Annotated in this window: 26 protein-coding genes, 1 tRNA gene and 1 riboswitch; of the genes, 18 read left to right on the top strand and 9 right to left on the bottom strand. The window is 72.1% G+C overall.

From position 1 onward, the window contains the following. Positions 1-69 precede the first annotated feature (69 nt). Together ACS3YM_RS08910 and ACS3YM_RS08905 are read left to right on the top strand one after the other, a co-directional pair. A complete protein-coding gene (locus tag ACS3YM_RS08910) occupies positions 70-1,431 on the top strand; it encodes an acyl-CoA dehydrogenase family protein (protein ID WP_439939705.1) in 1,362 nt (453 codons plus the stop codon). Continuing rightward, on the top strand, positions 1,431-2,645 hold the full coding sequence (locus ACS3YM_RS08905; RefSeq protein ID WP_439939704.1) for an acyl-CoA dehydrogenase family protein: 1,215 nt from the start codon (positions 1,431-1,433) through the stop codon (positions 2,643-2,645). The genes ACS3YM_RS08910 and ACS3YM_RS08905 overlap by 1 nt, the downstream gene beginning before the upstream one ends. Positions 2,646-2,655: 10 nt before the next feature. Here the strand turns inward: ACS3YM_RS08905 and ACS3YM_RS08900 are convergent, their stop codons facing one another. After that, complete coding sequence (locus ACS3YM_RS08900) at positions 2,656-2,946, bottom strand: YiaA/YiaB family inner membrane protein (RefSeq protein WP_439939703.1); 291 nt, start codon at positions 2,944-2,946, stop codon at positions 2,656-2,658. 97 nt (positions 2,947-3,043) lie between these two features. Between ACS3YM_RS08900 and ACS3YM_RS08895 the strand changes: the two genes are divergently transcribed. The 7 genes from ACS3YM_RS08895 to ACS3YM_RS08865 all read left to right on the top strand — a co-directional run bounded on the left by ACS3YM_RS08895 (position 3,044) and on the right by ACS3YM_RS08865 (position 9,915). Further along, a complete protein-coding gene (locus tag ACS3YM_RS08895; RefSeq protein ID WP_439939702.1) occupies positions 3,044-4,483 on the top strand; it encodes a pyridoxal phosphate-dependent decarboxylase family protein in 1,440 nt (479 codons plus the stop codon). 11 nt (positions 4,484-4,494) lie between these two features. Further along, positions 4,495-5,127, top strand: coding sequence for a hypothetical protein (locus ACS3YM_RS08890; RefSeq protein ID WP_439939701.1), 633 nt, complete (start codon positions 4,495-4,497; stop codon positions 5,125-5,127). A gap of 11 nt (positions 5,128-5,138) precedes the next feature. After that, positions 5,139-6,575 carry a GuaB1 family IMP dehydrogenase-related protein gene (locus tag ACS3YM_RS08885; protein ID WP_439939700.1) on the top strand — a complete coding sequence of 479 codons (1,437 nt, stop codon included), beginning with the start codon at positions 5,139-5,141 and terminating at the stop codon, positions 6,573-6,575. Further along, positions 6,572-7,237: a sulfotransferase gene (locus ACS3YM_RS08880; RefSeq protein WP_439939699.1), complete on the top strand. Its 666-nt coding sequence runs from the start codon at positions 6,572-6,574 to the stop codon at positions 7,235-7,237. Before ACS3YM_RS08885 ends, ACS3YM_RS08880 begins: the two co-directional genes overlap by 4 nt. Continuing rightward, positions 7,234-7,782, top strand: coding sequence for a nucleosidase (locus tag ACS3YM_RS08875; protein ID WP_439939698.1), 549 nt, complete (start codon positions 7,234-7,236; stop codon positions 7,780-7,782). Before ACS3YM_RS08880 ends, ACS3YM_RS08875 begins: the two co-directional genes overlap by 4 nt. A gap of 328 nt (positions 7,783-8,110) precedes the next feature. Next, positions 8,111-9,511, top strand: a complete 1,401-nt coding sequence (locus ACS3YM_RS08870) for an HNH endonuclease signature motif containing protein (protein WP_439939697.1) — start codon at positions 8,111-8,113, stop codon at positions 9,509-9,511. Positions 9,512-9,660: 149 nt separating this feature from the next. After that, entirely contained in the window at positions 9,661-9,915 is a 255-nt protein-coding gene (locus ACS3YM_RS08865; RefSeq protein ID WP_439939696.1) for a PspC domain-containing protein, read from the top strand. A gap of 2 nt (positions 9,916-9,917) precedes the next feature. Here the strand turns inward: ACS3YM_RS08865 and ACS3YM_RS08860 are convergent, their stop codons facing one another. The 6 genes from ACS3YM_RS08860 to ACS3YM_RS08835 form a co-directional block, all read right to left on the bottom strand. Continuing rightward, entirely contained in the window at positions 9,918-10,496 is a 579-nt protein-coding gene (locus ACS3YM_RS08860) for a LysR family substrate-binding domain-containing protein (RefSeq protein WP_439939695.1), read from the bottom strand. An 18-nt stretch (positions 10,497-10,514) separates the two neighbouring features. Beyond that, on the bottom strand, positions 10,515-11,426 hold the full coding sequence (locus ACS3YM_RS08855) for a DUF4262 domain-containing protein (RefSeq protein ID WP_439939694.1): 912 nt from the start codon (positions 11,424-11,426) through the stop codon (positions 10,515-10,517). Between the two features lie 77 nt (positions 11,427-11,503). Beyond that, positions 11,504-13,207 carry a BCCT family transporter gene (locus ACS3YM_RS08850; protein WP_439939693.1) on the bottom strand — a complete coding sequence of 568 codons (1,704 nt, stop codon included), beginning with the start codon at positions 13,205-13,207 and terminating at the stop codon, positions 11,504-11,506. 82 nt (positions 13,208-13,289) lie between these two features. Then, a complete protein-coding gene (locus ACS3YM_RS08845) occupies positions 13,290-13,799 on the bottom strand; it encodes a flavodoxin family protein (RefSeq protein WP_439939692.1) in 510 nt (169 codons plus the stop codon). Then, a complete protein-coding gene (locus ACS3YM_RS08840; RefSeq protein ID WP_439939691.1) occupies positions 13,796-15,124 on the bottom strand; it encodes a hypothetical protein in 1,329 nt (442 codons plus the stop codon). Before ACS3YM_RS08840 ends, ACS3YM_RS08845 begins: the two co-directional genes overlap by 4 nt. An 80-nt stretch (positions 15,125-15,204) precedes the next feature. Then, positions 15,205-16,851 (bottom strand): bifunctional 3'-5' exonuclease/DNA polymerase, encoded by a 1,647-nt coding sequence (locus ACS3YM_RS08835; RefSeq protein WP_439939690.1) that lies wholly within the window; start codon positions 16,849-16,851, stop codon positions 15,205-15,207. A gap of 155 nt (positions 16,852-17,006) precedes the next feature. Here ACS3YM_RS08835 and ACS3YM_RS08830 point away from each other — a divergent pair, with 155 nt between their 5' ends. From ACS3YM_RS08830 to ACS3YM_RS08820, 3 genes are read left to right on the top strand one after another with little or no spacing between them, the layout of a single operon-like run. Next, the gene (locus ACS3YM_RS08830) at positions 17,007-17,657 is read left to right on the top strand and encodes a hypothetical protein (RefSeq protein WP_439939689.1); all 651 of its coding nucleotides are present in this window, start codon (positions 17,007-17,009) and stop codon (positions 17,655-17,657) included. Positions 17,658-17,717: 60 nt separating this feature from the next. Further along, complete coding sequence (locus tag ACS3YM_RS08825) at positions 17,718-18,614, top strand: universal stress protein (protein ID WP_439939688.1); 897 nt, start codon at positions 17,718-17,720, stop codon at positions 18,612-18,614. A gap of 30 nt (positions 18,615-18,644) precedes the next feature. Beyond that, complete coding sequence (locus ACS3YM_RS08820; RefSeq protein ID WP_439939687.1) at positions 18,645-19,100, top strand: VanZ family protein; 456 nt, start codon at positions 18,645-18,647, stop codon at positions 19,098-19,100. A gap of 6 nt (positions 19,101-19,106) precedes the next feature. Here ACS3YM_RS08820 and ACS3YM_RS08815 read toward each other — a convergent pair whose 3' ends face one another. Continuing rightward, on the bottom strand, positions 19,107-19,634 hold the full coding sequence (locus tag ACS3YM_RS08815; RefSeq protein ID WP_439939686.1) for a hypothetical protein: 528 nt from the start codon (positions 19,632-19,634) through the stop codon (positions 19,107-19,109). A 130-nt stretch (positions 19,635-19,764) separates the two neighbouring features. After that, positions 19,765-19,850: transfer RNA gene (locus ACS3YM_RS08810), tRNA-Leu, on the bottom strand. Positions 19,851-19,931: 81 nt separating this feature from the next. Between ACS3YM_RS08810 and ACS3YM_RS08805 the strand changes: the two genes are divergently transcribed. The 6 genes from ACS3YM_RS08805 (at position 19,932) to ribH (ending at position 25,664) form a co-directional block, all read left to right on the top strand. Then, positions 19,932-21,263 (top strand): M20/M25/M40 family metallo-hydrolase, encoded by a 1,332-nt coding sequence (locus tag ACS3YM_RS08805; protein ID WP_439939685.1) that lies wholly within the window; start codon positions 19,932-19,934, stop codon positions 21,261-21,263. A 74-nt stretch (positions 21,264-21,337) separates the two neighbouring features. Further along, a riboswitch (FMN riboswitch) is annotated at positions 21,338-21,467 on the top strand. Positions 21,468-21,551: 84 nt separating this feature from the next. Next, a complete protein-coding gene (ribD, locus tag ACS3YM_RS08800) occupies positions 21,552-22,598 on the top strand; it encodes a bifunctional diaminohydroxyphosphoribosylaminopyrimidine deaminase/5-amino-6-(5-phosphoribosylamino)uracil reductase RibD (RefSeq protein WP_439939684.1) in 1,047 nt (348 codons plus the stop codon). After that, positions 22,599-23,207: a riboflavin synthase gene (locus ACS3YM_RS08795; protein WP_439939683.1), complete on the top strand. Its 609-nt coding sequence runs from the start codon at positions 22,599-22,601 to the stop codon at positions 23,205-23,207. Further along, the gene (gene pnuC, locus ACS3YM_RS08790) at positions 23,207-23,896 is read left to right on the top strand and encodes a nicotinamide riboside transporter PnuC (protein ID WP_439939682.1); all 690 of its coding nucleotides are present in this window, start codon (positions 23,207-23,209) and stop codon (positions 23,894-23,896) included. The genes ACS3YM_RS08795 and pnuC overlap by 1 nt, the downstream gene beginning before the upstream one ends. Continuing rightward, positions 23,893-25,191 (top strand): bifunctional 3,4-dihydroxy-2-butanone-4-phosphate synthase/GTP cyclohydrolase II, encoded by a 1,299-nt coding sequence (locus ACS3YM_RS08785; RefSeq protein ID WP_439939681.1) that lies wholly within the window; start codon positions 23,893-23,895, stop codon positions 25,189-25,191. Before pnuC ends, ACS3YM_RS08785 begins: the two co-directional genes overlap by 4 nt. Then, positions 25,188-25,664, top strand: a complete 477-nt coding sequence (gene ribH / locus ACS3YM_RS08780; RefSeq protein ID WP_439939680.1) for a 6,7-dimethyl-8-ribityllumazine synthase — start codon at positions 25,188-25,190, stop codon at positions 25,662-25,664. Before ACS3YM_RS08785 ends, ribH begins: the two co-directional genes overlap by 4 nt. Positions 25,665-25,777: the final 113 nt, after the last annotated feature.

Raw genomic sequence — 25,777 nt, 5'->3', positions numbered from 1 at the left:
AGGGCGAGGGTGACGCGCAGCACGGGGAGGCCTCTGGCCAAAGGTGTAACTCACAGTTACATTTGGGCCATGTCCTTCATGAACGGCTTGCGGCCGGGTGGCCGCCACGGGTTGTCCTCCCGGGAGACCCGCGACCCCATCGGCCTCGCCGTCGCCGCCGTCAACCGGCTGGCGCAGAGCGACCTCATCGACCGCGTCGGCCTGCGCAAACAGACCGAGCAGGTCGTCTACTCGACCACGCGCAACGGCTTCCGGGTGGCGACCGCAGCCGGCCGCCAGTTCGCCCGGGCCGGCCGTCGCACCGCGGGTGCCCGACCGGCCAACGCGGAGTCGCGCGGGGTCTTCGACCTCACCCCCACCGAGGACGAGGCCATGCTCGTCGACGTGGTGCGAGAGCTCGCGGCCGAGCTGCTCCGTCCCGCGGCGTCCGGGGCCGACGAGGCCTGCGCCGCGCCGCAGGAGGTGCTCGCCGCCGCCCAGGAGATCGGGCTGCCCGGCCTGGGCGTCCCCGAGTCGCTGGGCGGCATCATGGAGGAGCGCTCGGCCATGGCGGGCACCCTCGTCGCCGAGGCGCTGGCCCAGGGCGACATGGGCCTCGCCGTCGCCGCCCTCGCGCCGGGCGCGGTCGCCACGGCGCTCGGGCTCTGGGGCACCGAGGCCCAGCAGCAGACCTACCTCCCCGCCTTCACCGGCAGCGACGTGCCGGCCGCTGCGCTGACGATCGCCGAGCCGACGGTGCTCTTCGACCCGTTCGCCCTCGCGACGACCGCGTTGCGCGACGGCGACGGCTTCGTCCTCGACGGGGTGAAGTCGGCGGTCGTGCGGGGCGCCGAGGCGGAGCTCTTCGTCGTGGCCGCGATGCTCGACGGCACCCCGGCACTCTTCCTCGTCGAGCCGGGCACCGAGGGCCTCGAGGTCGAGGCCGACCCGTCCATGGGCGTCCGGGCTGCCGGCCTCTCGCGCCTGCACCTCAGCGGCGTACGCGTCGGGGCGGACGCGCTGCTCGGCGACACCGAGGGCACCGCCTACACCGAGTGCGTACGCCTCTCGCGGCTCGCGTGGTGCGCGCTGGCGGTCGGCACCGGGCAGGCGGTGCTCGACTACGTCAAGGACTACGTCAACGAGCGGCAGGCGTTCGGCGAGCCGATCAGCCACCGCCAGTCGGTCGCCTTCATGGTCGCCGACATCGCGATCGAGGTGCAGGCCATGCGGCTGCTGACCTGGAAGGCCGCCTCGCGCGCCACGCGCGGCGAGGACTTCTCTCGCGAGGTCGGGCTGGCCCGCCAGCTGTGCGCCGAGAAGGGCATGAAGATCGGCCTCGACGGTGTGCAGCTGCTCGGTGGCCACGGCTTCGTCAAGGAGCACCCGGTCGAACGGTGGTACCGCGACCTGCGGGCCGTCGGTGTCATGGAAGGTGCGGTGCTGGTCTGATGATCAACCTCGAAACGCCCAGGAAGCAGGCCGGTCTGATCGACCAGGCCCACCAGCTGGCGATGAACATGCTGCGTCCGATCTCGCGCAAGTACGACCGCGCCGAGCACGAGTACCCCAAGGAGCTCGACATGCTCGCCGCGCTGATCGACGGCGTGAGCGAGACCGGTGCGACCGGCGGCGCCGGCGCGGGCGGCGTACGCCGTGACGACAGGGCGGCGGACGACGGCAAGGTGCGCAACGGCGCCAACCTCGCATCCGTGCTCTCCGTCGCGGAGATGTGCTGGGGCGACACCGCGCTGCTGCTGTCGATGCCGCGCCAGGGGCTGGGCAACTCGGCGATCGCGTCGGTGGCCAACGAGGAGCAGCTCGAGCGCTTCAAGGGCACGTGGGCGGCGATGGCGATCACCGAGCCCGGCATCGGGTCCGACTCGGCCAACATCACCACCACCGCGGTCCAGGACGGCGACCACTACGTCATCAACGGCGAGAAGATCTTCGTCACCTCCGGCGACCGCGCCGACAGCGTCGTCGTGTGGGCCACCCTCGACAGGTCCCTCGGTCGGGCGGCGATCAAGTCGTTCCTGGTCCGCAAGGACAACCCCGGCCTCAAGGTCGAGCGGCTCGAGCACAAGCTCGGCATCCGTGCCTCCGACACCGCGGTCATCACCTTCACCGACTGCCGGGTCCCGGCCGAGGACCTGCTCGGGTCGCCCGAGATCGACACCAAGTCGGGCTTCGCCGGTGCCATGGCGACCTTCGACAACACCCGTCCGCTCGTGGCGGCCATGGCGGTGGGCTGTGCCCGCGCCTCGCTCGACCTGACGCGTGACCTGCTGGAGCAGGCCGGTGTGGTCATCGACTACGACCGGACCGCCCAGAGCCAGAGCGCCGCGGCGGCGAAGTTCCTCCAGCTCGAGGCCGACTGGGAGGGCGCCAAGCTGCTGATGATGCAGGCGGCCTGGATGGCCGACAACCGCTTGCCCAACTCGCTCGAGGCCTCGATGGCGAAGGCGAAGGCGGGCCGTGTCGGCTCCGACGTGACGCTGTCGTGCGTCCAGCTCTGCGGCACCCTCGGCTACAGCGAGGCCGAGCTGCTGGAGAAGTGGTCGCGTGACTCGAAGATCCTCGACATCTTCGAGGGCACCCAGCAGATCCAGCAGCTCATCGTGGCCCGCCGGATCCTCGGGCTGACCAGCTCCGAGCTCAAGTAGGCGCTGACCGTCAGGCGGACTTGAAGGGGTCGTGCTGGGCGAGGATCTTCTCGAGCCGGGCGGCGTCGAGACGGTGGATCGTGGTGTTGTCCTCCTGCATGTCACGCACGACCTTGGCGAGGGTGAAGGTCGAGGTCACCAGGTAGAGGGTGCCGAGGGCGAGGAAGCCCTTGATCCACGGGTCGGCCTCCATGAAGTAGACGGCGACGAGCATCGCGAAGAGCGAGGCGCCGAAGGAGATCGCGGCCTGGGCGGCGAAGGCGGTGGTGTTCTTGGTGGCGGAGTCGGTCTTGGTAGGCATGGCAGAAGCGTGCTCGCCGCGTGGCGTCGTCGGACCTGTCGGACTACCCGATCGTTCCTGAGTACGACGACCTGACCCGCCCCGGTACGTTCGGGCCATGCCCGATGAGCAGACCGGCCACATGTCGCCCGAGGAGTTCCGTCGCCAGGGGCACGCCGCGATCGACTGGATCGCCGACTACTGGGCCTCGCTCGACGACCTGCCCGTGCGCGCACAGGTCGCGCCCGGCGACGTACGACGTCAGCTGCCGACGTCGGCACCGGAGGACGGCGAGCCGTTCGACGCCCTGCTGGCCGACCTCGACCGGGTCGTCGTGCCGGGTCTCACGCACTGGCAGCACCCGCGCTTCTTCGCCTACTTCCCGGCCAACTCCTCGCCGGCGGCGATCCTCGGCGACCTCATCTCCAGCGGCATCGGCGCGCAGGGGATGATCTGGGCGACCAGCCCGGCGGTGACCGAGGTCGAGCAGGTGGTCCTGGACTGGTTCGCCGAGGCGCTCGGGCTGCCTGAGGCGTTCCGCAGCGACGGGCCCGGCGGCGGTGTCATCCAGGACACCGCGTCCACCGCGACGTTCACCGCGCTGCTCTCGGCGCTGCACCGGGCCAGCGGGGGAGAGGTGCGCGCCCACGGCGTGGGTGGCACCGGGTGGCGGGTCTACGGCTCCACGCAGGCGCACTCCTCGCTGGTGAAGGCGGCGATGATGGCGGGCCTCGGTGAGGACGCCGTGCGCTCGATCGACGGCGACCCCACGACCCAGGCGATGGACGTCGACGCGCTGCGCCAGGCGATCGACGAGGACGTCGAGGCAGGGCTGCGGCCCGTGATGGTGCACGTCGCAGCCGGCAGCACGTCGACCGGTGCGATGGACGACATCGCCGCGATCGCCGAGGTCGTGCGCGGGTGGGGCATGTGGCTGCACGTCGACGCCGCCTGGGCCGGTGTCGCGGCGGTCTGCCCGGAGCACCGCGACCACCTCGCCGGGGTGGAGGCCGCCGACTCCTTCGTCACCAACCCGCACAAGTGGCTGCTCACCACGTTCGACTGCAGCACCTTCTGGGTGCGCGACCGGGCCGCGCTGACCGGCGCGCTCTCCATCCTCCCCGAGTACCTGCGCAACGCCGCCACCGACTCGGGCGAGGTCGTCGACTACCGCGACTGGCACCCCCAGCTGGGGCGGCGCTTCCGCGCGATCAAGCTCTGGGCCGTGCTGCGCACCTACGGGCTCGCCGGCCTCCGTGAGCACGTCCGCAGCGGCATCGCGCTGGCCGACCACGTCGCCGACCTGGTGGCCGCGGACGACCGCTTCGAGCTGGTCACCGAGCCGGCGCTGTCGCTGGTGGTGTTCCGGCTCCGGGCCGGCGACGCCGAGACCCTCGCCGCCATGGAGGCGGTCAACGCATCCGGCGTGGCCTACCTGAGCCACACCACCGTCGAGGGGCGAGCGGCGATCCGCCTCGCGGTCGGCAGCTGGCGCACCACGCAGGCCGACGTCGACCGCACGTGGCGCGCGCTGCAGGAGGCGGCCGCGCAGGGCTGAGAAGGTGGAGCATGAAGCTCTTCGCCGACACGCCCGGACGACGCACGCTCCAGGTCGTCGCCGACCTGCTCTTCGTCGCCTGGCTGGTGTTGTGGGTGTGGACCGGGATGGCAGTGCACGACGGGACGATGGAGCTGGCGGGTCCCGCGCGCCAGACCGACTCGGCGGCCACGTCGATGGCCGAGCAGCTCCGTGACGCGGGCGGTCGGCTCGGTGAGGCGCCCCTCGTCGGCGACGAGCTCGCGGTGCCGTTCGACAAGGCCGCCGACGCCTCCGACGGGATCGCCTCCGCCGGTCGCGACACCGTCGACGCGGTCGAGCGCCTCGCGCTGCTGCTCGGCTTCTCGGTCGCGCTGGTCCCCATCCTCGTCGTCGCCGCGATCCACCTCCCGCTGCGATGGCGCTTCATCCGGGAGGCCACCGCAGGAGCGAGGTTCATCGACGCGCAGGAGGACCTCGACCTGTTCGCCCTGCGCGCCCTCGCCCACCAGCCGATGCGGGTGCTCGCGAAGGTCAGCGACGACCCGGCCGGTGCCTGGCGCGCGCGGGACCCTGACGTCGTACGACGTCTGGCCGCGCTGGAGCTCGCCGACGTCGGGCTGCGGCCGAGGAAGCTGCCGGGCGATCCGGGGCAGGTTGCGTAGAGTCACCCCACGTGCAGTTCCTCGACGGCGCGACGCCGCCCCACGACCTGACCTACGACGACGTCTTCATGGTCCCGCGCCACTCCTCGGTGGCCAGCCGCTACGACGTCGACCTCGCCACCTCGGACGGCACCGGCGCGACGCTGCCGCTCGTCGTGTCGAACATGACGGCCATCGCCGGCCGGCGGATGGCCGAGACGGTCGCGCGGCGTGGCGGGATCACCGTCATCCCGCAGGACATCCCCATCCCCGTCGTCGCCGACGTGGTGCGCTGGGTCAAGCAGCGCCACCAGGTCTTCGACACCCCGATCGAGCTGCGACCCGACCAGACCGTGGCGGAGGCGCTGTCGCTGATCCCCAAGCGCGCGCACCAGGCCGCCGTCGTCGTGCAGGACGGCCGACCCGTCGGCGTCGTCTCCGAGCGTGACTGCGCCGAGGTCGACCGCTTCGCCCAGGTGTCGATGGTGATGAACCGCTCGGTGGTCACCGTCTCGGCCGGCACCGACCCGCGAGAGGTCTACGACGCGATCGAGCGCGCGAAGGCGCCGCTGGCCGTGGCGGTCTCGGAGTCCGGCGAGCTGGTCGGCGTCCTGACGCGCCTCGGCGCGCTGCGCGCCACTCTCTACCGTCCCGCCCTCGACTCCTCGGGCGGGCTGCGGATCGCCGCGGCCGTCGGGGTCAACGGCGAGGTCGCCGATCGTGCCGCCGAGCTCCTCGAGGCCGGCGTCGACTGCCTGGTCGTGGACACCGCGCACGGCCACCAGGACCGGATGGTCCAGGCCCTCCGGGCCGTACGAGCACTCTCGCCGTCGGTCCCCATCGCCGCGGGCAACGTCGTCTCGGCCGACGGCACGCGCGCGCTGATCGAGGCCGGCGCCGACATCGTCAAGGTCGGTGTGGGCCCGGGCGCCATGTGCACGACCCGGATGATGACCGGGGTCGGCCGTCCGCAGTTCTCCGCCGTGCTCGAGTGCGCGACCGCTGCTCGCGAGCTCGGCAAGCACGTGTGGGCCGACGGGGGAGTACGCCACCCGCGCGACGTGGCGCTGGCCCTCGCGGCCGGTGCGTCCTCGGTGATGATCGGGTCCTGGTTCGCCGGCACCCACGAGTCGCCGGGCGACCTGATGCACGACGCCGACGGTCGCCCGTTCAAGGTGTCCTTCGGGATGGCCTCGGCGCGTGCGGTCGCCAGCCGGACGGCGGGCGAGTCGTCGTACGACAGGGCGCGCAAGGGGCTCTACGAGGAGGGCATATCCTCCTCGCGGATGTACCTCGACCCCGCGCGTCCGGGGGTGGAGGACCTCATCGACCAGATCTGCTCGGGGGTGCGGTCGTCGTGCACCTACGCAGGTGCCGCCGACCTCGCCGAGCTGCACGAGCGGGCGCTCGTCGGGGTCCAGTCCGCAGCCGGCTTCCACGAGGGCCGTCCGCTCGAGAAGTCCTGGTGAGCGCGGCGATGGACCACGTCTTCGTGATGACCTACGGCAGGTCGGGCTCGACCCTGCTGATGGGCATCCTCAACTCGATCCCCGGGTGGCTGCTGCGCGGCGAGAACCGCAACGCGATGCGTCACCTCTACGACTTCCACAGGAGCGGTCTCGCCGAGCGCGCCCGGGTGGACCCCGACCGCGCCGGCCAGCCGACGCACCCGTGGTTCGGCATCGAGGGCTTCCCCGAGGTGGCCTCCCTCCAGCACATCCGCGCGCTGGCCGAGGCGACGCTGCTGCGCCCGGAGCACGACACCCGCGTCAGCGGCTACAAGGAGATCCGCTGGTACGACGCCGACCTGCCCGACTACGTCGACTTCCTGCGCCAGGTGTTCCCCGGCGCCCGGTTCGTGGTCAACACCCGCAGGCTCGAGGACGTCGCGGCCAGCAACTACTGGACGCACAAGGACGACCCGTTGGCCCAGGTGCGGGCGATCGAGGAGAAGATCCTCCGCGTCGCGGACGAGCTCGGCGACGCCGCCTACCGCGTGCACTACGACGACTACGTCGCCGACCCCGAGGTCCTGCGGGGCCTCTTCGAGTGGCTCGGCGAGGTCTACGACCAGAACAAGGTCGAGTCCGTCCTGGCGACCCCCCACTCGCGGCCGGGCAAGCACCGGTGACCGGGCGCTACCTGGTCGTCGCGGCGACGGCGGCCGAGGCGGCGCACGTGCCGCCGGACCTGCCGCTCGTCATCACCGGGCTCGGCAAGACGGCAGCTGCTGTCGCGACCGCGCGAGCCCTGGCGGCCTACGACGACCTCTCGAGGCTCACCGTCCTCAACATCGGCACCGCCGGCGCCCTGCGGCCCGGGCTGACCGGCATCCACGAGCCGGGGGTCGTGCTCAACCACGACCTCAGCGCCGAGGTGATCCGGGCCCTGGGCTACGACCCGCAGGAGCGGCTGGTGGTGGGCGAGTCCGAGACGGTGCTGGCCACCGGCGACGTCTTCGTCAGCGACCCCGTCGTCCGTGACGCCCTCGCGGAGCGGGCGCACCTCGTCGACATGGAGGGGTACGCCGTCGCGTACGCCGCCCGCGAGGCCGGCGTGGCCGTGAGGCTGGTCAAGCACGTCTCCGACGGCGCGGACGAGGGGGCGATGGACTGGCCGAGCCTGGTCGCCACGTCCGCGGCCGCGCTCGGCGAGTGGCTGCGCGAGCACGTCTGACACGACCGTCCCCGTCGCTGGTCGAGGAGGTCGCCCTCTCCTCGGTGGTCGAGGAGGTCGCTCAGCGACCGTCACGAGACCCGGCCCCCGTCGCTGGTCGAGTAGCCGGAGCGAGGGACGAGCGGAGGCGTATCGAGACCCGCGTCCACTCGGTGGTCGAGGAGGTCGCTCAGCGACCATCACGAGACCCGGCCCCTCGCTGGTCGAGTAGCCGGAGCGAGGGACGAGCGGAGGCGTATCGAGACCCCCGATTGGTTGCCAGAACCTTGCCGCGAACTGGACGCTCGGCGCATGATGACTGTCGGTGGCATCGCCTACAATAGAACACATGAGCGAAGCACTGGCAGAGGACATCGAGAGGGTCGCAGACGACCTCTCGGCCTCCGGCCTGCTCGCCTCGATCAGGGCCGCGCGCGACGCCGAGAACACTGCGGCTGCTCGTCAGCTCGAGCTCGCCGCCCGGTGGGCGGACCTGCACCCGCCGGAGTCGATCCACTCCGCTGCCGCCTTCACCATCCCCGGCAGCGAGCACGAGGAGCCCATCGCCGGCCAGGGTTGTCCGTTGGTGGCGGAGTTCTGCGTCGCCGAGCTCGGCGCCGAGCTGGGCATGTCCTCGGTGGCGGCGAAGAAGCTCATCGGCCAGGCCCTTGAGCTGCGCCACCGGCTGCCACGACTGTGGCGCTTGGTGCAGTCCGGTCGGGTGCCGGCGTGGCGGGCCCGGTCCGTCGCGGAGGTCACCATCCACGCCACCCCCGCGCTCACCAAGGATGCGGCGCGGTGGGTCGACGCGCAGGTCGCGGCCGTGGCCGGGAAGATCGGGCCCGCGCAGCTCGACCGGCTGGTCGCGGAGACGATCAAGCGCTTCGACCTCGCCGAGCACGACCCGGCCGCCGACCCGGAGGACGGCTACCTGTCGGTGGACCCGCGCCACGCCACGCTCAACGACCAGGACGTGCACTACTCCGGCACGATGCACTTCGAGGCCGACCTCGACATCGCCGACGCCCTCGACCTCGACCACGCACTGGTCCAGGGCGCCGCACTGCAGAAGGCGCTGGGCTCGACCGAGTCCCTCGACGTCCGACGCGCCAAGGCGCTCGGTGACCTGGCCCGCACCCAGACCGCGTTGGACCTCCACGCCCAGGGCACGGCGGAGGCGACGTCGGCCGACGGGCTCCCAGCCGCGCGCGAGGTGGTGCTGAACGCCCACTTCGCTGCCGAGTCCGCCCCTGACGGCACCACGGTGTTCGGTCCCACGGGGCGGCTCGAGGAACGCCGGAGGCTTCTGCTGCTCGACCAGGTCAAGGCCTGGTGCGGCGACTCCCGCACCAAGATCACGATCAAGCCCGTCATCGACCTCAACGCCGAGCTGTCCGCCCCGGGCTACGAGATCCCGAAGTCGATCCGGGAGCAGGTCGCCCTCCGAGACCGGACCTGCACGTTCCCCTGGTGCACCCGACCCGCCCGGGGCGCGGACGTCGACCACGTCGTCGAGTTCGACCACGACGCCGAAGCCGAAGGCAGACCCCAACCCGGCCCCACGACGTCCTCGAACCTCGCGTGCCTGTGCCGGTATCACCACCGGCTCAAGACCTTCACCGCCTGGACCTACCGGGTCATCGCGCCCGGAGTCTTCGAGTGGACCAGCCCGCACGGTCACCGCTACCTGAGGGACCGCACCGGCACCCGACGCCTCGACCCGGACGGCGAGCCGCCCGAACGACCATGACCCCGCCCCACACCCCGCCAGTCCTCACGATGGCGGGGCAAAGAGCATGTCCGGGCGGCGTCAGGGAGGCATCGGGGCTGGCCCCGATGGTGAAACGCGCGCCGGAGGCGCACGCTTGAGTCATCACGCCACACACCCGGAGGAACACCATGAACGACATCCGCGAATCCTTGGCTCGTCAGGGCCTGATCCGCTCCGAGGACCAGGCCATCCTCGGCGGGGTCTGCGCGGGGCTCGGGCGACGCTTCGGCCTCTCCCCGTGGGTCGCGCGACTCGTCTTCCTGCTGATCCTCATGGTCGTGCCGGGCAGCCAGCTGCTGGTCTACCCGGTGCTGTGGATCCTCATGCCGAGCGAGTCGAGCCCGGCGGTCGCCGCCGCGAGGGCCTCCCGGCCGCTCCCGTGACCTCAGCGTGACGAGCGGGCCGTACGCCCCTTCGTCACGCCGACGAACGTCTGCGTCACCTCGTCGTCGCGCTCGATCCGCCAGACCAGCGCGATCGTGGTGGGCTCGAGGTCGGAGACGACCCGCGTGACGACGTCCTTGCGCTGGTGCAGCCGTGCGACCGACATCGGCATGATCACCACGCCCGTGCCTGCAGCGACCGTCTCGATCGCCTCCTGCTCGGTCATCTCGGGCCACTCGAGCTGGTCGGCCTCAGGCCGCCAGCCGCTGGAGTGGGGGCGCACGAGCTGCTCGTCGACGAGGTCGCCGGTGGTGACCTCGTCGTCGGCGGCGGCAAGGACGTGCTCCCGGGAGGCGACCGCCACCTGGAGCTCGTCGTAGAGACGCACGCAGTGCAAGCCGTCCTGGTCGACCGGCAACCTGACGAGCGCCATGTCGAGGCTGCCGTCGCGGATCCCGTCGAGCTGCTCGTCCTCCGTGACCGGCACGAGCTCCAGGGGCTCGCGGCGTTGCTCGCGCCAGTGCCGGGCCCACTTGTCCGGGGTCGCGCCAGTGACGAAGCCGATGCGCAGCGGGGTCATGACCTCGACCCTAGGGCGTCAGGCGTCGGGTCCGCGCACGATGGCCTGCGTCGTCCACGGGCTGTCCACGTCAGCGCGCTCGGCCTCCCAGTCGAGCGGCAGGTCGGCCAGATCGCGCACGCTCGGTGCTCCGCGCACGAGGTGGGCGAGGTGCAGGACGGCGACCTCGTCGTCCTCGTGCCCCAGGGCGCCGCAGTGCAGCGACCAGTCCTCCCCGCGCGACGGGTCGCTCTCGCGGGCGACCCACAGGACCGGCCCGCCCTCGTCGACGACGTGGCTGCAGCTGAGGACGCGTGCGTCCGGTGCCACGGGAAAGGGCCACCCAGGGTCGGGGGCGAGTGCGCCGACCTGGGGAATCGGCTCACGCCACGTGACGGGCTGGAGCTCGTCGAGCACGGCGGGTGCACCCGGCTGCCACGCGAAGACGCCCGAGGTGCTCGGCCACACCACCACGAGCGCCTCGGGTCGGCGCCGGTGGAACCAGCCCGACCAGATGACCACGTCGTCGAGGGCGGAGGGCGACGCCTGCGCGAGCGCCACCGGCACCCGGCCCAGCACGTCCTCCACCACGTCGCCTGCAGCGCAGGTCCGCCCGGCCAGCACGCGCTCGGCCAGCGAGTTGAGTGCGCGGTGCATGAGTCCGGCGTCGAGTCCGGACATCACGAGCTCGGGATGACCCGCCCGGTGACCGAGCCCCACGGTGTAGGCGAAGGCCGGAGCGTCGTCGCCGTCCGGGTCGGCACCCTCGTCGTCGCAGCAGTCACACCGTCCGCTGCCGACCGTGACGACCTGCCATCCGTGCCGCAGCACGGCGTCGATCGTCTCCCGGTCGTAGGGCTGGTAGCTCGGCTCGGGACGGCAGACGTGGCAGTCGCATCCCGCGGCGCGGGGGAGCGGACCCATGTAGGGGTCCTCGTGGGTCGGTCGCATCACGCGATCGTCCCAGCCCGTCGGGCTCCTCGGGAGGCGTCGCCGACATCTGTGGACGACGCCCCCGAGGACCGCCGTCAGGCGCCCGGGTCCTTCTCGACGGACAGCACGAAGTCGTCGCCGTGCTCGGTCACGCCGGTGATGACCGCGGCCTCGACGGCGTCGAGGGCGTACTTGCGGCGCACCACCATCGGGTCCTGGGCCAGGTCCTTCACCAGCGCGACGGCCAGACCGATCATGATGAGCACGAAGGGCAGGGCCGCGATCACGGTGATGGTCTGCAGGCCGCTGAGCGCGTCCTCACCACCCACCAGCAGCATCACGGCGGCGACCGCGCCGGTGGCGACGCCCCAGAAGATGACGGTGGGTCGACTCGGGTGGATGGTGCCGCGCTCGGAGAGCGAGCCCATCACGATCGAGGCGGCATCGGCGCCGGAGACGAAGAAGATGCCGACGAGGATCATCACGACGACGGAGGAGATCGTCGCCAAGGGGTAGGCCTCGAGGGTGCTGAAGAGCTGGTTCTCGAGACCGCCCGCGCCGGCGATGTCGGTGCCCGTCTTCTGCAGGTCGATGGCGGCGCCACCGAAGATGCAGAACCAGACCACGCTCACCAGGCTCGGCACGAGCAGGACGCCGGTGACGAACTGGCGGATGGTCCGACCGCGGGAGATGCGGGCGATGAACATGCCGACGAACGGCGTCCAGGAGAGCCACCAGGCCCAGTAGAAGACGGTCCAGGCGGAGAGCCACTCGCTGGTCTCCGAGCCCTCGGCCGCGGTGCGCGCGGCCATCATCGGGAGGTCGGCGACGTAGCTGCCGATCGAGGTCGGCACCAGGTTGAGGATGAAGACGGTCGGGCCGACGATGAAGACGAACAGGGCCAGCGCGACGGCGAGGACCATGTTGATGTTGGAGAGCCACTGGATGCCCTTGGCGACGCCGGACACGGCGGACAGAACGAAGGCGGCGGTGAGGACGGCGATGATGCCGACGAGGACGGCGTTGCCGGTGTCACCGAGGCCGGCGACGATCTGCAGGCCGGACTCGATCTGCAGGGCACCGAGGCCGAGCGAGGTGGCGGAGCCGAAGAGCGTGGCGAAGATGGCGAACATGTCGATCGCCTTGCCGCCCAGGCCGTGGGCGTGGCGACCGAGGAGCGGCTCGAAGGCCGAGCTGATCAGCTGGAGGCGACCTTTGCGGTAGACGCCGTACGCCACGGCGAGGCCGACGACGGCATAGATCGCCCACGGGTGCAGCGTCCAGTGGAACATCGTGGTGGCCATCGCGTTCTGCGCGGCCTCGGCGCCCCCGGCCTCACCGGTGCCGGGCGGCGGGGTGACGAAGTGGGTGATGGGCTCGCTGACGCCGTAGAACATCAGGCCGATCCCCATGCCGGCGCTGAACATCATCGCGACCCACGAGATCGTCTTGAACTCCGGCTCCTCGTCGTCGCGACCGAGCGGGATGTTGCCGAACTTGCCGAGCGCCAGCCAGATCACGAAGACGACGAACGCGCTCGAGGTGAGCACGAACAACCAACCGGTCTTCTCCATCGTCCAGGCGAGCCCGGTCGCCGAGGCGTCGGCGAGGCTCCCGGTGCTGACGAAGCCCCACACCAGGAAAGCCAGGCTGACGAGAGCCGTGACACCGAAGACGAGCTTGTCCAGGCCCTCCTCACGAGGCACGCTGGGCTCGATCGCGGCGTCGAGAGCGGGGTGGATCTCGTCGACGGGGTCGGGTGTGGGGAGGTCGCGGGGATGTTCGATTCCTGTGGCCATCACTCCAACAGAGCAGGCTCACGGCGCCCATGGCAAACCCGGAGTATGCCCTCTCGCTCACACTGAGACATGACCCACAGGCTCAGGCCTGCCGTGACGCCAACTGCCGTCCCCAGGCACGAGCCCGCTCGAGCTCGCCGTCGACGAGGGGGCCGTGCGAGTCCTCGACGAAGAAGGACTCGGTCGCGACGACCTTGCCGAGGTGGTGGTGCCCGACGAGACGACCGGCCGCACGTGCCGCCGAGCCGGGCAGCCGGCGGACCTGGGTGACGCGGGTGTCGAACGTCGCGACCTCGGGCGGTGCGGCCGGAGCCGGCAGGCCGGCCAGCCACTCCCGGATGCCGGTGCCGTCGTGGCCGGGCTCGGCTCCCTGCGTGTGGGCGTCGCGGCGGGTGGAGGCCCGGCTCATGGAGAACGCGTGGGTCGGACCGCCGACCACGAGCAGGTCGACGCCGGCGGGCAAGGGGGATGGTGCCGCGCCGACGTCGACGACCTGGACCGATCGGTCATCGGTGCCGAGACCTTCGGCGATCGCCTCGGCGACCGCTCGGGTGTTGCCCCAGTGGGACTCGTGGACCAGCAGAGTGGTCATGGTGATCGCCTCTCGTTCTCGGGTTCGGTCGCTGGGCGGTGGAAGGAGCGGAGCCAGAGGGCCGAGAGCCACCCGCTGGCGAGGAGGAGCAGCAGGCTCGGCCCGGCGTCGGGTCCGAGGTGCACCTCGGCGTCGCTGACGAGCGCGAGGACCGGGCCGGCCCAGAGCGCGGTGAACAGGGTGAGGATCTTCAGCATCGCCACCGCGGCGAGCGGAGGGCCGACCGCGCGGCGCCGCAGCAGCAGCACGCCGACGGCGGCGACGGCCGGCAGCACGATCGCCAGGTCGAGGACGAACACGGGGTAGGGGGTGCCGCCCACCCCCTCGGGATCAGGGCGGTCGCCGCCGAGAGCGAAGGGCAACAGCACCGAGAGCCAGAGAGCCGCGAAGAGGACGGCGGTCACGACCAGGACCCACCCCGTCGCACGGACCAGGCGCGGCCCGGCCGTGGATGCCGGCGGGGCGTCCAGCAGGCCACGGAGCCCGGCGAGGAGGCACGCGCCGGACAGGCCGACGATGACGACGTACACCAGGAAGACCCGGTTCATCGGCACCCCGGTGACGTAGATGAGGTAGCTGTAGAGCAGGTAGGCCAGCAGCCCGAGCCGGGCCAGGTGCGCCGCGGTGGAGACCACCGGCCGCCGCACGAGGAGCAGCAGGAGCGCCGCCACGACGATGCTGCAGGCGTCCTGGGCGCGGGCCGAGACGACGGTCGCCTCGGGGAGGGAGCGGTACGGCGTCTCCGCGAGGAGGCCGAAGAGCGAGGCCACCACCACGCAGACCGCCAGCACCCACGTCGTCCAGAGCGTGGCCGGGCTGCGTCTGCGCCCCCCGGGCTGCGACGTTCGTGGACCCGGCGCGGCGGCGACCGGTGGGACCGGCGGGGCCGACCGGGAGCCAAGTGCCGGCCAGTCGGCCACCGCGGCGGGGACGAGCAGGGCCAGCGCGGGCAGGCTCCAGGTCCAGATCCCGAAGCTGAACGTCATCAGCAGCACGTGGAACGTGATCACGCCGACCCACCCCACCCTGGCTGCCGGGCCTCCGTGCAGCAGCAGGAGGCCGAGGACGATCTCTCCTGCCGCCAGCATCAGGATCCAGGCCGTGGGCTGTGCCATGACGACGCCACGCCAGGTGTCGGTGACGAACGACCAGTACGCGTCGTCCGCGAACGGCCGGTAGGCCTGCGGGTCCGCGGCGACGATGCCTGCGTTGATGCCGCCCATGACGAGGTAGAAGCCTCCGACGACGTGGCGCGCCGCGTCCGCGCGGGGACGTGCGCGTGGTGCGTGGCCGAGTGCGGTCCTGGGGTCCAGGGTGGTGGTCACGGGGGTGCCTCCTGCCTCCACCCCAGCCTCCGGCTGCGCGGCGACAACGTGCAGGGGAGATGGTCGTGGGGCGAGAGGACCTAGGTCCCGGGCTTGCCGGCCTCGGCGTAGGACCGCACCACGGAGACGTTGAGGGGGAAGTCGACCGCGAGGTCGCGGAAGAGCAGCTCGCCGGCGGTGGCAGCTGCTGCGCCCACCTCGGCGACCACGGCGTCGGCGAGCTCGGCCGGTGCGTGCACCACCACCTCGTCGTGCAGGAAGAAGACCAGGTGCGGACGCGCCTCCACCGGGCCCTCGTCGCCGAGGCGCCACAACCGGTTGCGCAGGTCGGCGATCCAGCACAGCGCCCACTCGGCACCCGTGCCCTGCACGACGAAGTTGCGGGTGAAGCGCCCGTAGGCGCGCCGATGGCGGTCCTGGTGGTCGAGGTCGGCGGGCGGGGCGTCGGGCGACTCGTCCCAGGCGCCGCCCATCGCCGGGCAGCCGCGCCCGAGCAGGGTGCGTACGACCTGTCCGCGCTCGCCCGCGCGTGCCGCGTCCTCGACCAGCCCGAACGCCGCGGGGTAGCGGCGGGTCAGCCCTGCGACCATGCGGCCGCTCTCGCCGCTGGTGGCGCCGTACATCGCGCCGAGCAGCCCGAGCTTGGCGTCCTGGCGGGTCGCGACGGCCCCGTCCTCGACCATGCCCTGGTAGAGGTCGGCGCCGCGGGCCGCGCGCGCCAACGCCTGGTCGCGACTCATCCCCGCGAGCACGCGCGGCTCGAGCTGGGCGACGTCGGCCACGACGAGCACCCAGCCGTCGTCGGCCACGGCGGCGGAGCGCACCTGGACCGGGAAGGACAGGGCGCCACCGCCGTTGGACGACCATCGGCCGGTGGCCGAGCCGGCAGGCTGGTAGGACGGCCGGAACCGACCGCCGCTCACCCACTCGTCGATCCAGGCCCAGCCGTTGGTCTGGAAGAGGTGGGCGAGCTTCTTGTAGCGCAGCAGCGGCTCGACCACCGGGTGCTCGACCCGCCGCAGGGTCCCGGCTCGGGTGTCGGCAACCTCGACGCCCGCGCGCCGCAGCGCGGCCAGGAGGTCCGGACGCGAGTCGGGGTTGAGGCCGGGGGAGTCGACGATCCGGCGGACCTCGGCGGCGAGGTCCTCCACCAGCCTCGGGCGCGCTCCGCGCGGAGGCCGGGGTCCCAGCAGCCCTGCGAGGAGCTCCTCGTGCACGTCCACGCGCCACGGCACCCCGGCGTGCGTCATCTCGGCGGCCGCGAGTGCACCGGCCGACTCCGCCGCGACCAGCAGGCCGAGCCGGGACGCCTCGGCAGAGGATGTGATCGCCGCCTGCTGGCGGGCGTCCTCCACGTCGGCCCTGAGGTGCTCGGACGTCTCGTCAGCGCTGAACAGCGCCGGGGCCGACGCCTCCGCGGGCCGGAGGCGGTCCCAGCGGTCCGACTGCTCGCCCTCGAGCAGGCGGTGGTCGACGGCCGGTGCACGTCGCAGCAGGCGGTGGCACAGCCGCAGGTCGTGGCAGCGCCCCACCCGCACTCCAGCCGCCAGCAGCGACGGGTACCACCGGGCGGTGTCGTCCCAGACCCAGCGCGGCGCGCCCGGCCCGGCGACCTCGCGCCCACCGACGTACGCCGGCAGGTCGGCGAGCGCGATCTTCTGCCTCGCCCCGTCCTCGGTGAGCAGGACGCGATCGCCGGGGAGTCGTGAGAGCTGGACCCGGGTCATGGGGAACAGCGTGGCCGACGCCACCGACGGGCGTCGTGACCGCCTCGCCGGACGGGGGACCTTGGCCCACCTCGTGACCGTCCAACGACCCTGACGCGGGCCCCCGCGACGACCGACGATGAGGATGAAGGGTCCTCTGACGGGAAGGATCTGTGATGCCGCACTCGACGGGCATCCACTCCCGCGACCGGTCGAACCGAGCCGCGGAGGCAGGTGCTGCGCCCTCCTGGGTCGTCGGGCTCGACGTGCTCGCCAAGGTGGTCCTCCTCGTCGCGATGGCCCGCGTGGCCGTCGAGCCGGAGTGGGGCAACCTCGAGGGGAAGGCGCCCGGCACCCGTGCCATGACGTACCCGCTCCTCGCGCTGGTGGTGCCGGTGTGGCACCTCATCCGTCGACCGGGTGGCCCCTACCCCTGGGCAGCCGACCTGCTGGTGACGCTGCCGGCCTTCTCCGACATCCTCGGCAACCGTCTCGACCTCTTCGACCGCGTGCTGTGGTTCGACGACGTGATGCACGTGGTCAACACCGGCACCCTGGGTGCCGCCGTGATCCTGCTGGCCGGAGCCGCCGGCGCGCCTCTCGTGCGCCGGCTGGAGGTCGCGGTCGCGTCCGGGATGACGCTCGCCCTCCTGTGGGAGCTGTGGGAGTACGCCGCGTTCGTCACCCGGTCCGCGGAGGCGAGCAGCGCGTACGTCGACACGCTGGGCGACCTGACGCTCGGCTGGGGTGGCTGCCTGGCGGCGGCCGTGCTCACCGGGCAGCGCCTCCGCACGGCGCCGCACGCCGTAGGACCTTCGACCCTGTGACCTGACCAGGAGAAGAGTCACCGTGGAGGCAACAGGTCCGTGCACGACCAGGAGGACATCATGGACACCAGCGTGAGCGGCGCGATCGTCGTCGGAGTGACCGGACGCGGCCGCGAGACCTCGGCCCTCGAGCTCGCCGCCGCGTGTGCCAGGCGCGAGGACGCACCGGTCGTGCTCGTCCATGCCTTCCACCACACGCTCCCGGCTCCTCCGCCCAGCGTCCTGCTGAGCCATGCCGAGGTGGGCGAGGTGGCCGAGGCCGTCGTGCGGGAGGTCGCCGAGGAGTTCGGCGAGCTGACCGGGGGCGAGGTCGGCTTCACCACGGTCACGCTCGCGGGCAAGGCGTCGCGGGCCCTGGTCGAGCTCGGCCACGAGGCACGGCTGATCGTGGTGCAGCACCACCCGTCGCACCTGCCCGGCCACTTGTTCGTGGGGTCGACGACCCACGGTGCGGCTGCGCACAGCGACTGCCCGGTCGTGTCGGTGCCCTCGGGCTGGAAGCCCGACGGCGAGCCGGGTGAGGTGGTCGTCGGCGTGCACGAGCGTGGTGTGCCGCACCAGGTCCTCGAGGCGGGCTTCGCCTGGGCGGCGGAGACCGGCGCGCCACTGCGCGTCGTGCATGGCTGGCGGCTGGACGCCGGCTACGACGACATCATCACCTCGCGGGTCGCGTCCGAGTGGCGCGAGGAGCAGAAGCGGGCGCTGGCCGAGGCGGTCGCCGGGTTCCGGGAGGCCCATCCTTCGGTGCCGGTCGTCCTGGAGGTGCGTCACCAGTGGCCCGCCGAGGTGCTCGTCGACTGCTCCCGCACCGCATCGCTCGTCGTGGTGGGCCGGCGCGGACCCCACGGCTGGGTGGGCGAGCACCTGGGCTCGGTGGCCCGGACGGTGCTGCGCGCGGCGCAGAGCCCGGTCATGGTGGTGCCCGTGCGACCGGAGCCGGACGCCGCGCAGACCTGAGCCGGCTTGCCCGGCCCGGATGATGGTGCCGTGCTGCACCGACATCCGTTCCTGAGCCTGCTGACCCTCCTCTACCTCGGGTTCGTCGGCCTCGTCACCCTCACCCCGGGCTCTGAGCAGCCCGACTACTCCTGGTGGGCGGCGCGCGTCCTGGCCCGGCTGGAGCGCTACCCCGACCTCGACCCGCTGACCAGCAGGCTGAGCGTGGAGCGAGTCGAGTTCCTGGCCAACATCGGCCTGTTCGTCCCGCTCGGTGCCTTCCTGCTGCTGCTCGTCGGCACGCGCCTGTGGCTGGTGGCCCTCGCCGCCGGCATCGTGCTCACCTCGATGATCGAGAACATCCAGCGCGAGATCCCGGGCCGGGTGCCCGACCCGCGCGACGTCGCGGCCAACTCGATCGGGATGTTCGTCGGCATCGCGCTCGCGGTCGTGCTGACCCTGCCGGGCGCACGACGACGACGGCGCGAGCGCACCGACCGCCGGTAGGGGCGGTCAGCGGTCCGCGAGCCACCCCGCGTAGGACACGAGCTCCTCGCCTGCCCAGCACTTCCCGTCGGGGACGACCGCCACCGGGACGTCGAACGACCCGAGCACGCGGCAGCCGAACGGCTCCTGCGCGCCGAGGCGCACCGGCGTACGCCACCGGCCGTCGTCCCGGACGGCGATCTGCACCCAGCCGCCGGCCGGGCACGGAGCGAAGTTGCCCATGTCGCTGATGAGCGCGTAGCCGTCCGAGCGCCACTTCTTCACGATCATCGTGGCCGCCGACCGGCACCTCGGGCGGGGGTCGTTGTCCTTCCAGAGGCGGGTGAGCCGGCGCTCGACGAAGTCCTGGAACGACGGGGACGTCCTCGAGATGCGGTCGAGGTGGTCCAGGGTCACGGTCGCGCCGAACCCCGGGTAGGTCACCGTCCGCACCGACTCGGTGGCGGGGGACTGGGCGTGCGAGGCGCCCTCGGACAGCAGCACGGTCGTGCTCGCCAGCAGGACGGAGATTAGGGTGAGTGCAGTGCGACGCATGGTGGCTCCCGGAGAGTGCGGCCGCGATTCGGCCTGTCCTCCTCATGACGCGGATGCTCGCCCCGGGGTTGCACGACCGCGCGACGAGATGCGAAGAACCCCAGGTCGGTGACCTGGGGTTCTTCCTCTGTGTCCGAGGGGGGACTTGAACCCCCACGCCCTAATACGGGCACTAGCACCTCAAGCTAGCGCGTCTGCCAATTCCGCCACCCGGACGAGTGCTGGAGAACAGTAGCAAAGCAGGTGGCTCGACATCGCATCGGGGACGGTGCGCACTTCTGGGGCAGGATGGACGGCATGGAACAGGCGCCCACAGACCGTCCGCAGGACCCGTCGTACGACCCCGCTGCCGAGGTCGTGGAGCTGTGCCAGGAGCTCATCGGCATCGACACCTCCAACTACGGCACCGACGACGGGCCGGGGGAGCGGAAGGCTGCCGAGCACGTCGCCGCGCTGCTCGACGAGGTCGGGATCGAGAGCCAGGTCATCGAGGGCCGGCCGGGTCGGGCCAACGTGGTCGCACGGTGGGGCGGCGGTGACGGCCGGGCCCCGCTGCTCCTGCACGGCCACCTCGACGTCGTACCGGCGGAAGCGGCGGACTGGCAGGTCGACCCCTTCAGCGGCGAGATCAAGGACGGCCACGTCTGGGGTCGCGGCGCCGTCGACATGAAGGACTTCGACGCGATGCTGCTCAGCGTCGTGCGGGCTCGCGCGGCAGCCGGCGCCGCACCGGACCGCGAGGTGGTGCTCTGCTTCACCGCCGACGAGGAGGCCGGCGGGCACCACGGCGCCGGGATCCTCGTCGACGAGCACGCCGACCTCTTCGCCGACTGCATCGAGGCGGTCGGTGAGGTGGGCGGATTCTCCGCCACCGTCCGCGGGCGTCGCGTCTACCTGATCGAGGCCGCCGAGAAGGGCATGGCCTGGATGCGCCTCACGGCACGCGGGCGGGCCGGGCACGGCTCGATGATCAACGACGACAACGCCGTGACGCGGCTGGCCGGCGCGGTCGCTCGCATCGGCGCCCACCAGTGGCCGGTACGGCTCACCCCGACGATGGAGGTGCTGCTCGCCACCGTCGGCGAGCTGGCGGGCACCGAGGCGACACCCGACAACGCAGAGGCCCTCGTCGAGGAGTTCGGCGACGCGGCCCGCATGCTCGGAGCGGTCATCCGCAACACCGCCAACCCGACGATGCTCCGCGCCGGCTACAAGACCAACGTCATCCCCACCGACGCACAGGCCACGGTCGACGGTCGCTTCCTGCCGGGCTACGAGGACGAGTTCTTCGCGACCCTCCACGAGCTGGCCGGCGACGGCATCGAGATCGAGTTCGAGTCCAAGCAGGACCCGTGGGAGACGCCGTACGACGGCGACCTGGTGACGGCCATGACCCGCAGCCTGCTGGCCGAGGACCCCGACGCGCTGGTCGCGCCCTACCTGATGAGCGGCGGCACCGACGCCAAGCACTTCCGCAAGCTCGGCATGCGGTCCTACGGCTTCGCGCCGCTGCGCCTGCCCGCGGACCTCGACTTCACCGCGCTCTTCCACGGCGTCGACGAGCGGGTGCCGGTCGACTCCCTGGAGTTCGGCGCGCGGGTCTTCGACCGGTTCCTCGACCAGGTCTGAGTGTGGCGCACGCCACGGACGGACACCGGTGAGGGAATGGTCCGCGCTGTGGCAGAGTTGCGCCCACGAAGAGCTTGCGTGCTCTGGGGGCGGTGAAACTCCGCACCGGCGGTCACAGTCCGCGACCCGACCACATCCAGTGGCCGGTTGACCAGGTGGAAATCCTGGACCGACGGTCACAGTCCGGATGAGAAGTGCACGCGGACGTCTCCACGCCCTCGCTTCATGAGGGAGGGCGTGCTCCGTCCACCGCCCCCCTGAGTCCGCGTCGACGGACCGGAGGCGGAGATGACGACCAGCGAGGCAGAGCGCGCCGCGATGCGGCGTGCCCTCGAGCTTGCCGTGACCCCGGGCGTGCCGCTGGGGCCCAACCCGCGGGTCGGCTGCGTCCTGCTCGCCCCGGACGGTACGACGATCGCCGAGGGCTTCCACCGCAAGGCGGGCGGACCCCACGCAGAGGTCGTCGCGCTCGCCGAGGCCGGCGAGGCCGCGCGCGGTGCCACCGCCGTCGTCACCCTGGAGCCCTGCAACCACACCGGGCGCACCGGTCCGTGCAGCGAGGCGCTGATCGCGGCCGACGTGCGTCGCGTCGTCTTCGCCCAGCCGGACATCAACCCCGTCGCGATCGGCGGGGCCGGCCGGCTGCGGGAGGCGGGGATCGAGGTCGTCGGGGGCGAGATGGCCGACGAGGCGCGCGCGATCAACCGCACGTGGACCTTCGCGATCGCGCACCGTCGGCCCTTCGTGACCTGGAAGTTCGCCACCACCCTCGACGGGCGCAGCGCCGCCGCCGACGGCACCAGCCGGTGGGTCTCCAGCCGGGCCGCCCGCCTCGACACCCACCGCCTGCGCTCGCTCTGCGACACCATGCTCGTGGGCACCCAGACCGTCGAGGTCGACGACCCCGAGCTCACCGTCCGCGACGAGCTCGACGAGCCTGTCGAGTTCCAGCCGCTGCGCGCCGTCATGGGGCTGCGCGACCTCCCGGCCGACCGGCGCATCTTCAACGACCGCGCGGAGACGATCCACCTGCGCACGCGGGACCCCGAGGCGGCGCTCGGCCAGCTGTTCGAGCTGGACCGCCAGCACGTCTTCCTCGAGGGCGGGCCGACCCTGGCCCGGGCGTTCCTGGAGGCCGGACTCGTCGACGAGGTCGTCGCCTACGTCGCCCCGATGCTGCTCGGTGCCGGCAGCAGCGCCGTCGCCGACCTCGGCATCCACACCATCGCCGACGCCCTGCACCTGCACGTCACCGACGTGACCGTGCTGCAGGGCCACGACGGCGAGGACACCAACGTGCGCCTCACCATGAGCCGCCCATCGAGGAGGAGCTAGATGTTCACCGGAATCGTCGAGGAGCTCGGCACCATCGCCGAGGTCACCGACCAGGGCGACGCCATCCGGCTCACGGTCGAGGCCAGCACGGTGCTCGAGGGCACCGGGCTCGGCGACTCGATCTCGGTCAACGGCTGCTGCCTGACCGTGGCGGAGCTCGGCGAGGGGCGGTGGACCGCCGACCTCATGCAGGAGACGCTCGACAAGACCTCGTTGGCCGGCATCGCGCCCGGTGACCCGGTCAACCTGGAGCGGGCGGTCACCGTCGACAAGCGCCTCGGCGGCCACATCGTGCAGGGCCACGTCGACGGCGTCGGCGAGGTCATCTCCCGCTCGCCCAGCGAGCACTGGGACGTCGTCGAGATCTCGCTGCCCGCCCACCTCTCGCGCTACCTCGTCGACAAGGGCTCGGTCACCGTCGACGGTGTCAGCCTCACGGTCGTCGAGGCCCGCGAGTCCAGCTTCACCGTCAGCCTCATCCCCGAGACCCTCGCCCGTACGACGCTCGGCTCCCGCCGCGTCGGCGACCTGGTCAACCTCGAGGCCGACGTCATCGCCAAGCACGTCGAGAAGCTGCTCGGCGCCTACACCCCCACCCAGGAGTCCTGATGTCCCTGCTCGAATGGCTGGTCCACGGCACGATCCCGGTGCCCGGTGGAGAGCTCGGCGCCCGCGAGGTGATCGGCAACCTCTTCGGGCTCGCCAGCGCCATCCTCGGCATGAAGCGCCTCGTCTGGGCCTGGCCCGTCGGACTCATCGGCAACGTCCTGCTCTTCACGGTGTTCGCCACCGGCGAGCTCTCCGGGCACATCGACGAGCCGCTGTGGGGGCAGGCCGGCCGCCAGGTGTTCTTCGCCGCCGTGTCGCTGTACGGCTGGTGGCGCTGGTCGCAGCTCCGCAAGGCCGGCGGTGCCTCGGACGGCGGCGCCATCGCCCCGCGGTGGGCGACGTGGGCCGAGCGCGGGCAGCTGCTCGTGCTGGGCGTCGTCGGCTACGCGGCGGCGTACGTGCTGCTCACCCAGGTCCTCGGGTCGTGGGGCCCGACCACCGAGGCCTGGATCCTCGCCGGCTCCATGCTCGCGACCTACGGCATGGCGCGAGGCTGGGTGGAGTTCTGGCTGGTCTGGATCCTCGTCGACGTCGTCGGCGTGACCACGCTGCTCCAGGCCGGCTACTACCCGACCGCCGGGATGTACCTCTTCTACGCCGTCTTCGTCGTCATCGGCTTCGTCGTGTGGCTGCGCGCCAGCCGGACCGTGGTCGACGCCTCGGAGGACAAGGAGGTGGTCGCCGCATGAGCGTGCGACTGGACCCCGTGGAGCGGGCGATCGAGGACATCGCCGCCGGCAAGGCCGTGGTCGTCGTCGACGACGAGGACCGCGAGAACGAGGGCGACATCATCTTCGCCGCCGCCAAGGCGACCCCGGAGCTGATGGCCTTCACCATCCGGCACTCCAGCGGCGTGATCTGCGTGCCGATGCCGGGCGACATGCTCGAGCGGCTCGAGATCCCGCTGATGACGCCGCACAACAAGGACAAGCTGCGCACGGCCTACACGATCTCGGTCGACGCGCGTGACGGGGTCAGCACGGGCATCAGTGCGGCCGACCGCGCGCACACCGCCCGGACCCTGGCCGACTCCGCCACCGAGCCGTGGGAGCTCACGCGCCCCGGCCACGTCTTCCCGTTGCGCTACCGCGACGGCGGCGTGCTCGTACGCCGTGGTCACACCGAGGCGGCCGTCGACCTGGCCAAGCTGGCCGGGCTGACGCCGGCCGGCGTGCTGGTCGAGGTCGTCAACGACGACGGCACGATGAAGCGCGCCCCGGAGCTGCGCGAGTTCGCCGACGAGCACGGCCTGGCGATGATCTCGATCGAGGACCTCGTCCGCTACCGCCGCCGCCACGAGATCCACGTCGAGCGCGTCGCCGAGACCCGGCTGCCCACCCGCCACGGCGAGTTCACGGCCTACGGCTACCGGATCACCATCGACGAGAGCGAGCACGTCGCGCTGGTCCACGGCGACATCTCCGGCCCTGAGCCGGTGCTGACGCGGGTGCACAGCGAGTGCCTGACAGGTGACGTCTTCGGGAGCCAGCGCTGCGACTGCGGGCCCCAGCTCGACGAGGCGCTGGCCGCCGTCGTCGCGGAGGGCAGGGGCGTGGTGGTCTACCTGCGCGGCCACGAGGGCCGTGGCATCGGCCTGGTCGCCAAGCTGCAGGCGTACCAGCTCCAGGACGGCGGGCGCGACACGGTCGACGCCAACCTCGACCTCGGGCTGCCGGCCGACGCCCGCCACTACGGGACGGCCACGCAGGTCCTGCGCGACCTCGGCATCTCGTCGGTGCGGCTGATGACCAACAACCCCGACAAGACCGCCAGCCTGGAGGACTTCGGGATCACGGTCGCCGAGCGGGTGCCGCTCACGCCGCACCCCACCGACCACAACCTGACCTACCTGCAGACCAAGCGCGACCGGATGGGTCACGAGCTGCCCGACCTGGCGCTCGACCACCAGGCCGAGCACGAGGCCGTCCCCGAGCCGGCCCACGAGCCGGTCCAGCAGTCGGTGCACGAAGGAGGACAAGCATGAGCGGTGCAGGAGCACCCCCCTCGCAGCCCTACGACGCGAGCGGCGTCAAGGTCGCCGTGGTCGCGGCGAGCTGGCACACCCAGGTGATGGACGGCCTCGTCGCCGGGGCCGAGCGCGCCTGCGCGGCGTACGGCATCCGCGAGCCCGAGGTCATCCGGGTCCCCGGCACGTTCGAGCTCCCCGTCGTGGCCGCCGCGCTGGCGCGAGCCGGCTACGACGCCGTGGTGGCGCTCGGCGTGGTGATCCGCGGCGGCACCCCGCACTTCGACTACGTCTGCTCGGCCGCGACCGACGGCCTCACCCAGGTCAGCGTCGTCCACGCGATCCCGATCGGCTTCGGCGTGCTCACCTGCGACAACGAGCAGCAGGCGCTCGACCGGGCCGGGCTCGAGGGATCCTCGGAGGACAAGGGCTGGGAGGCCACGGCCGCCGCGCTCGACACGGCGCGCGTGGTGCGAGGCATCCGCGGCTGACGACCGCCGTGAGCGGGCAGTGAGTGGCCCGAGACCGCCAGGCCCCACCGTGGCGTGTGCTGAGGGTTTGCCCAACTCGCCTCGGAGGTCGCCGTGCGTCCCTACCATCTCGC

It is taken from the genome of Nocardioides sp. N13(2025), assembly GCF_051912545.1.
GTDB lineage: Bacteria > Actinomycetota > Actinomycetes > Propionibacteriales > Nocardioidaceae > Nocardioides.
The sequence above is the reverse complement of the archived record's forward strand: the minus strand, read 5'-3'. Positions and strand labels throughout refer to the sequence as shown.

What these genes read in the sequence shown, in the direction of transcription:
- ACS3YM_RS08850 (WP_439939693.1), bottom strand. Translation starts at nt 13,207, where the DNA reads ATGGCCACAGGAATCGAACATCCCCGCGACCTCCCCACACCCGACCCC.
- ACS3YM_RS08835 (WP_439939690.1), bottom strand. Translation starts at nt 16,851, where the DNA reads ATGACCCGGGTCCAGCTCTCACGACTCCCCGGCGATCGCGTCCTGCTC.
- ACS3YM_RS08805 (WP_439939685.1), top strand. Translation starts at nt 19,932, where the DNA reads ATGGAACAGGCGCCCACAGACCGTCCGCAGGACCCGTCGTACGACCCC.
- ACS3YM_RS08860 (WP_439939695.1), bottom strand. Translation starts at nt 10,496, where the DNA reads ATGACCCCGCTGCGCATCGGCTTCGTCACTGGCGCGACCCCGGACAAG.
- ACS3YM_RS08855 (WP_439939694.1), bottom strand. Translation starts at nt 11,426, where the DNA reads ATGCGACCGACCCACGAGGACCCCTACATGGGTCCGCTCCCCCGCGCC.
- ACS3YM_RS08795 (WP_439939683.1), top strand. Translation starts at nt 22,599, where the DNA reads ATGTTCACCGGAATCGTCGAGGAGCTCGGCACCATCGCCGAGGTCACC.
- ACS3YM_RS08815 (WP_439939686.1), bottom strand. Translation starts at nt 19,634, where the DNA reads ATGCGTCGCACTGCACTCACCCTAATCTCCGTCCTGCTGGCGAGCACG.
- pnuC (WP_439939682.1), top strand. Translation starts at nt 23,207, where the DNA reads ATGTCCCTGCTCGAATGGCTGGTCCACGGCACGATCCCGGTGCCCGGT.
- ACS3YM_RS08865 (WP_439939696.1), top strand. Translation starts at nt 9,661, where the DNA reads ATGAACGACATCCGCGAATCCTTGGCTCGTCAGGGCCTGATCCGCTCC.
- ACS3YM_RS08910 (WP_439939705.1), top strand. Translation starts at nt 70, where the DNA reads ATGTCCTTCATGAACGGCTTGCGGCCGGGTGGCCGCCACGGGTTGTCC.
- ACS3YM_RS08870 (WP_439939697.1), top strand. Translation starts at nt 8,111, where the DNA reads ATGAGCGAAGCACTGGCAGAGGACATCGAGAGGGTCGCAGACGACCTC.
- ACS3YM_RS08895 (WP_439939702.1), top strand. Translation starts at nt 3,044, where the DNA reads ATGCCCGATGAGCAGACCGGCCACATGTCGCCCGAGGAGTTCCGTCGC.
- ACS3YM_RS08900 (WP_439939703.1), bottom strand. Translation starts at nt 2,946, where the DNA reads ATGCCTACCAAGACCGACTCCGCCACCAAGAACACCACCGCCTTCGCC.
- ACS3YM_RS08890 (WP_439939701.1), top strand. Translation starts at nt 4,495, where the DNA reads ATGAAGCTCTTCGCCGACACGCCCGGACGACGCACGCTCCAGGTCGTC.
- ACS3YM_RS08845 (WP_439939692.1), bottom strand. Translation starts at nt 13,799, where the DNA reads ATGACCACTCTGCTGGTCCACGAGTCCCACTGGGGCAACACCCGAGCG.
- ribD (WP_439939684.1), top strand. Translation starts at nt 21,552, where the DNA reads ATGACGACCAGCGAGGCAGAGCGCGCCGCGATGCGGCGTGCCCTCGAG.
- ACS3YM_RS08785 (WP_439939681.1), top strand. Translation starts at nt 23,893, where the DNA reads ATGAGCGTGCGACTGGACCCCGTGGAGCGGGCGATCGAGGACATCGCC.
- ribH (WP_439939680.1), top strand. Translation starts at nt 25,188, where the DNA reads ATGAGCGGTGCAGGAGCACCCCCCTCGCAGCCCTACGACGCGAGCGGC.
- ACS3YM_RS08905 (WP_439939704.1), top strand. Translation starts at nt 1,431, where the DNA reads ATGATCAACCTCGAAACGCCCAGGAAGCAGGCCGGTCTGATCGACCAG.
- ACS3YM_RS08830 (WP_439939689.1), top strand. Translation starts at nt 17,007, where the DNA reads ATGCCGCACTCGACGGGCATCCACTCCCGCGACCGGTCGAACCGAGCC.
- ACS3YM_RS08825 (WP_439939688.1), top strand. Translation starts at nt 17,718, where the DNA reads ATGGACACCAGCGTGAGCGGCGCGATCGTCGTCGGAGTGACCGGACGC.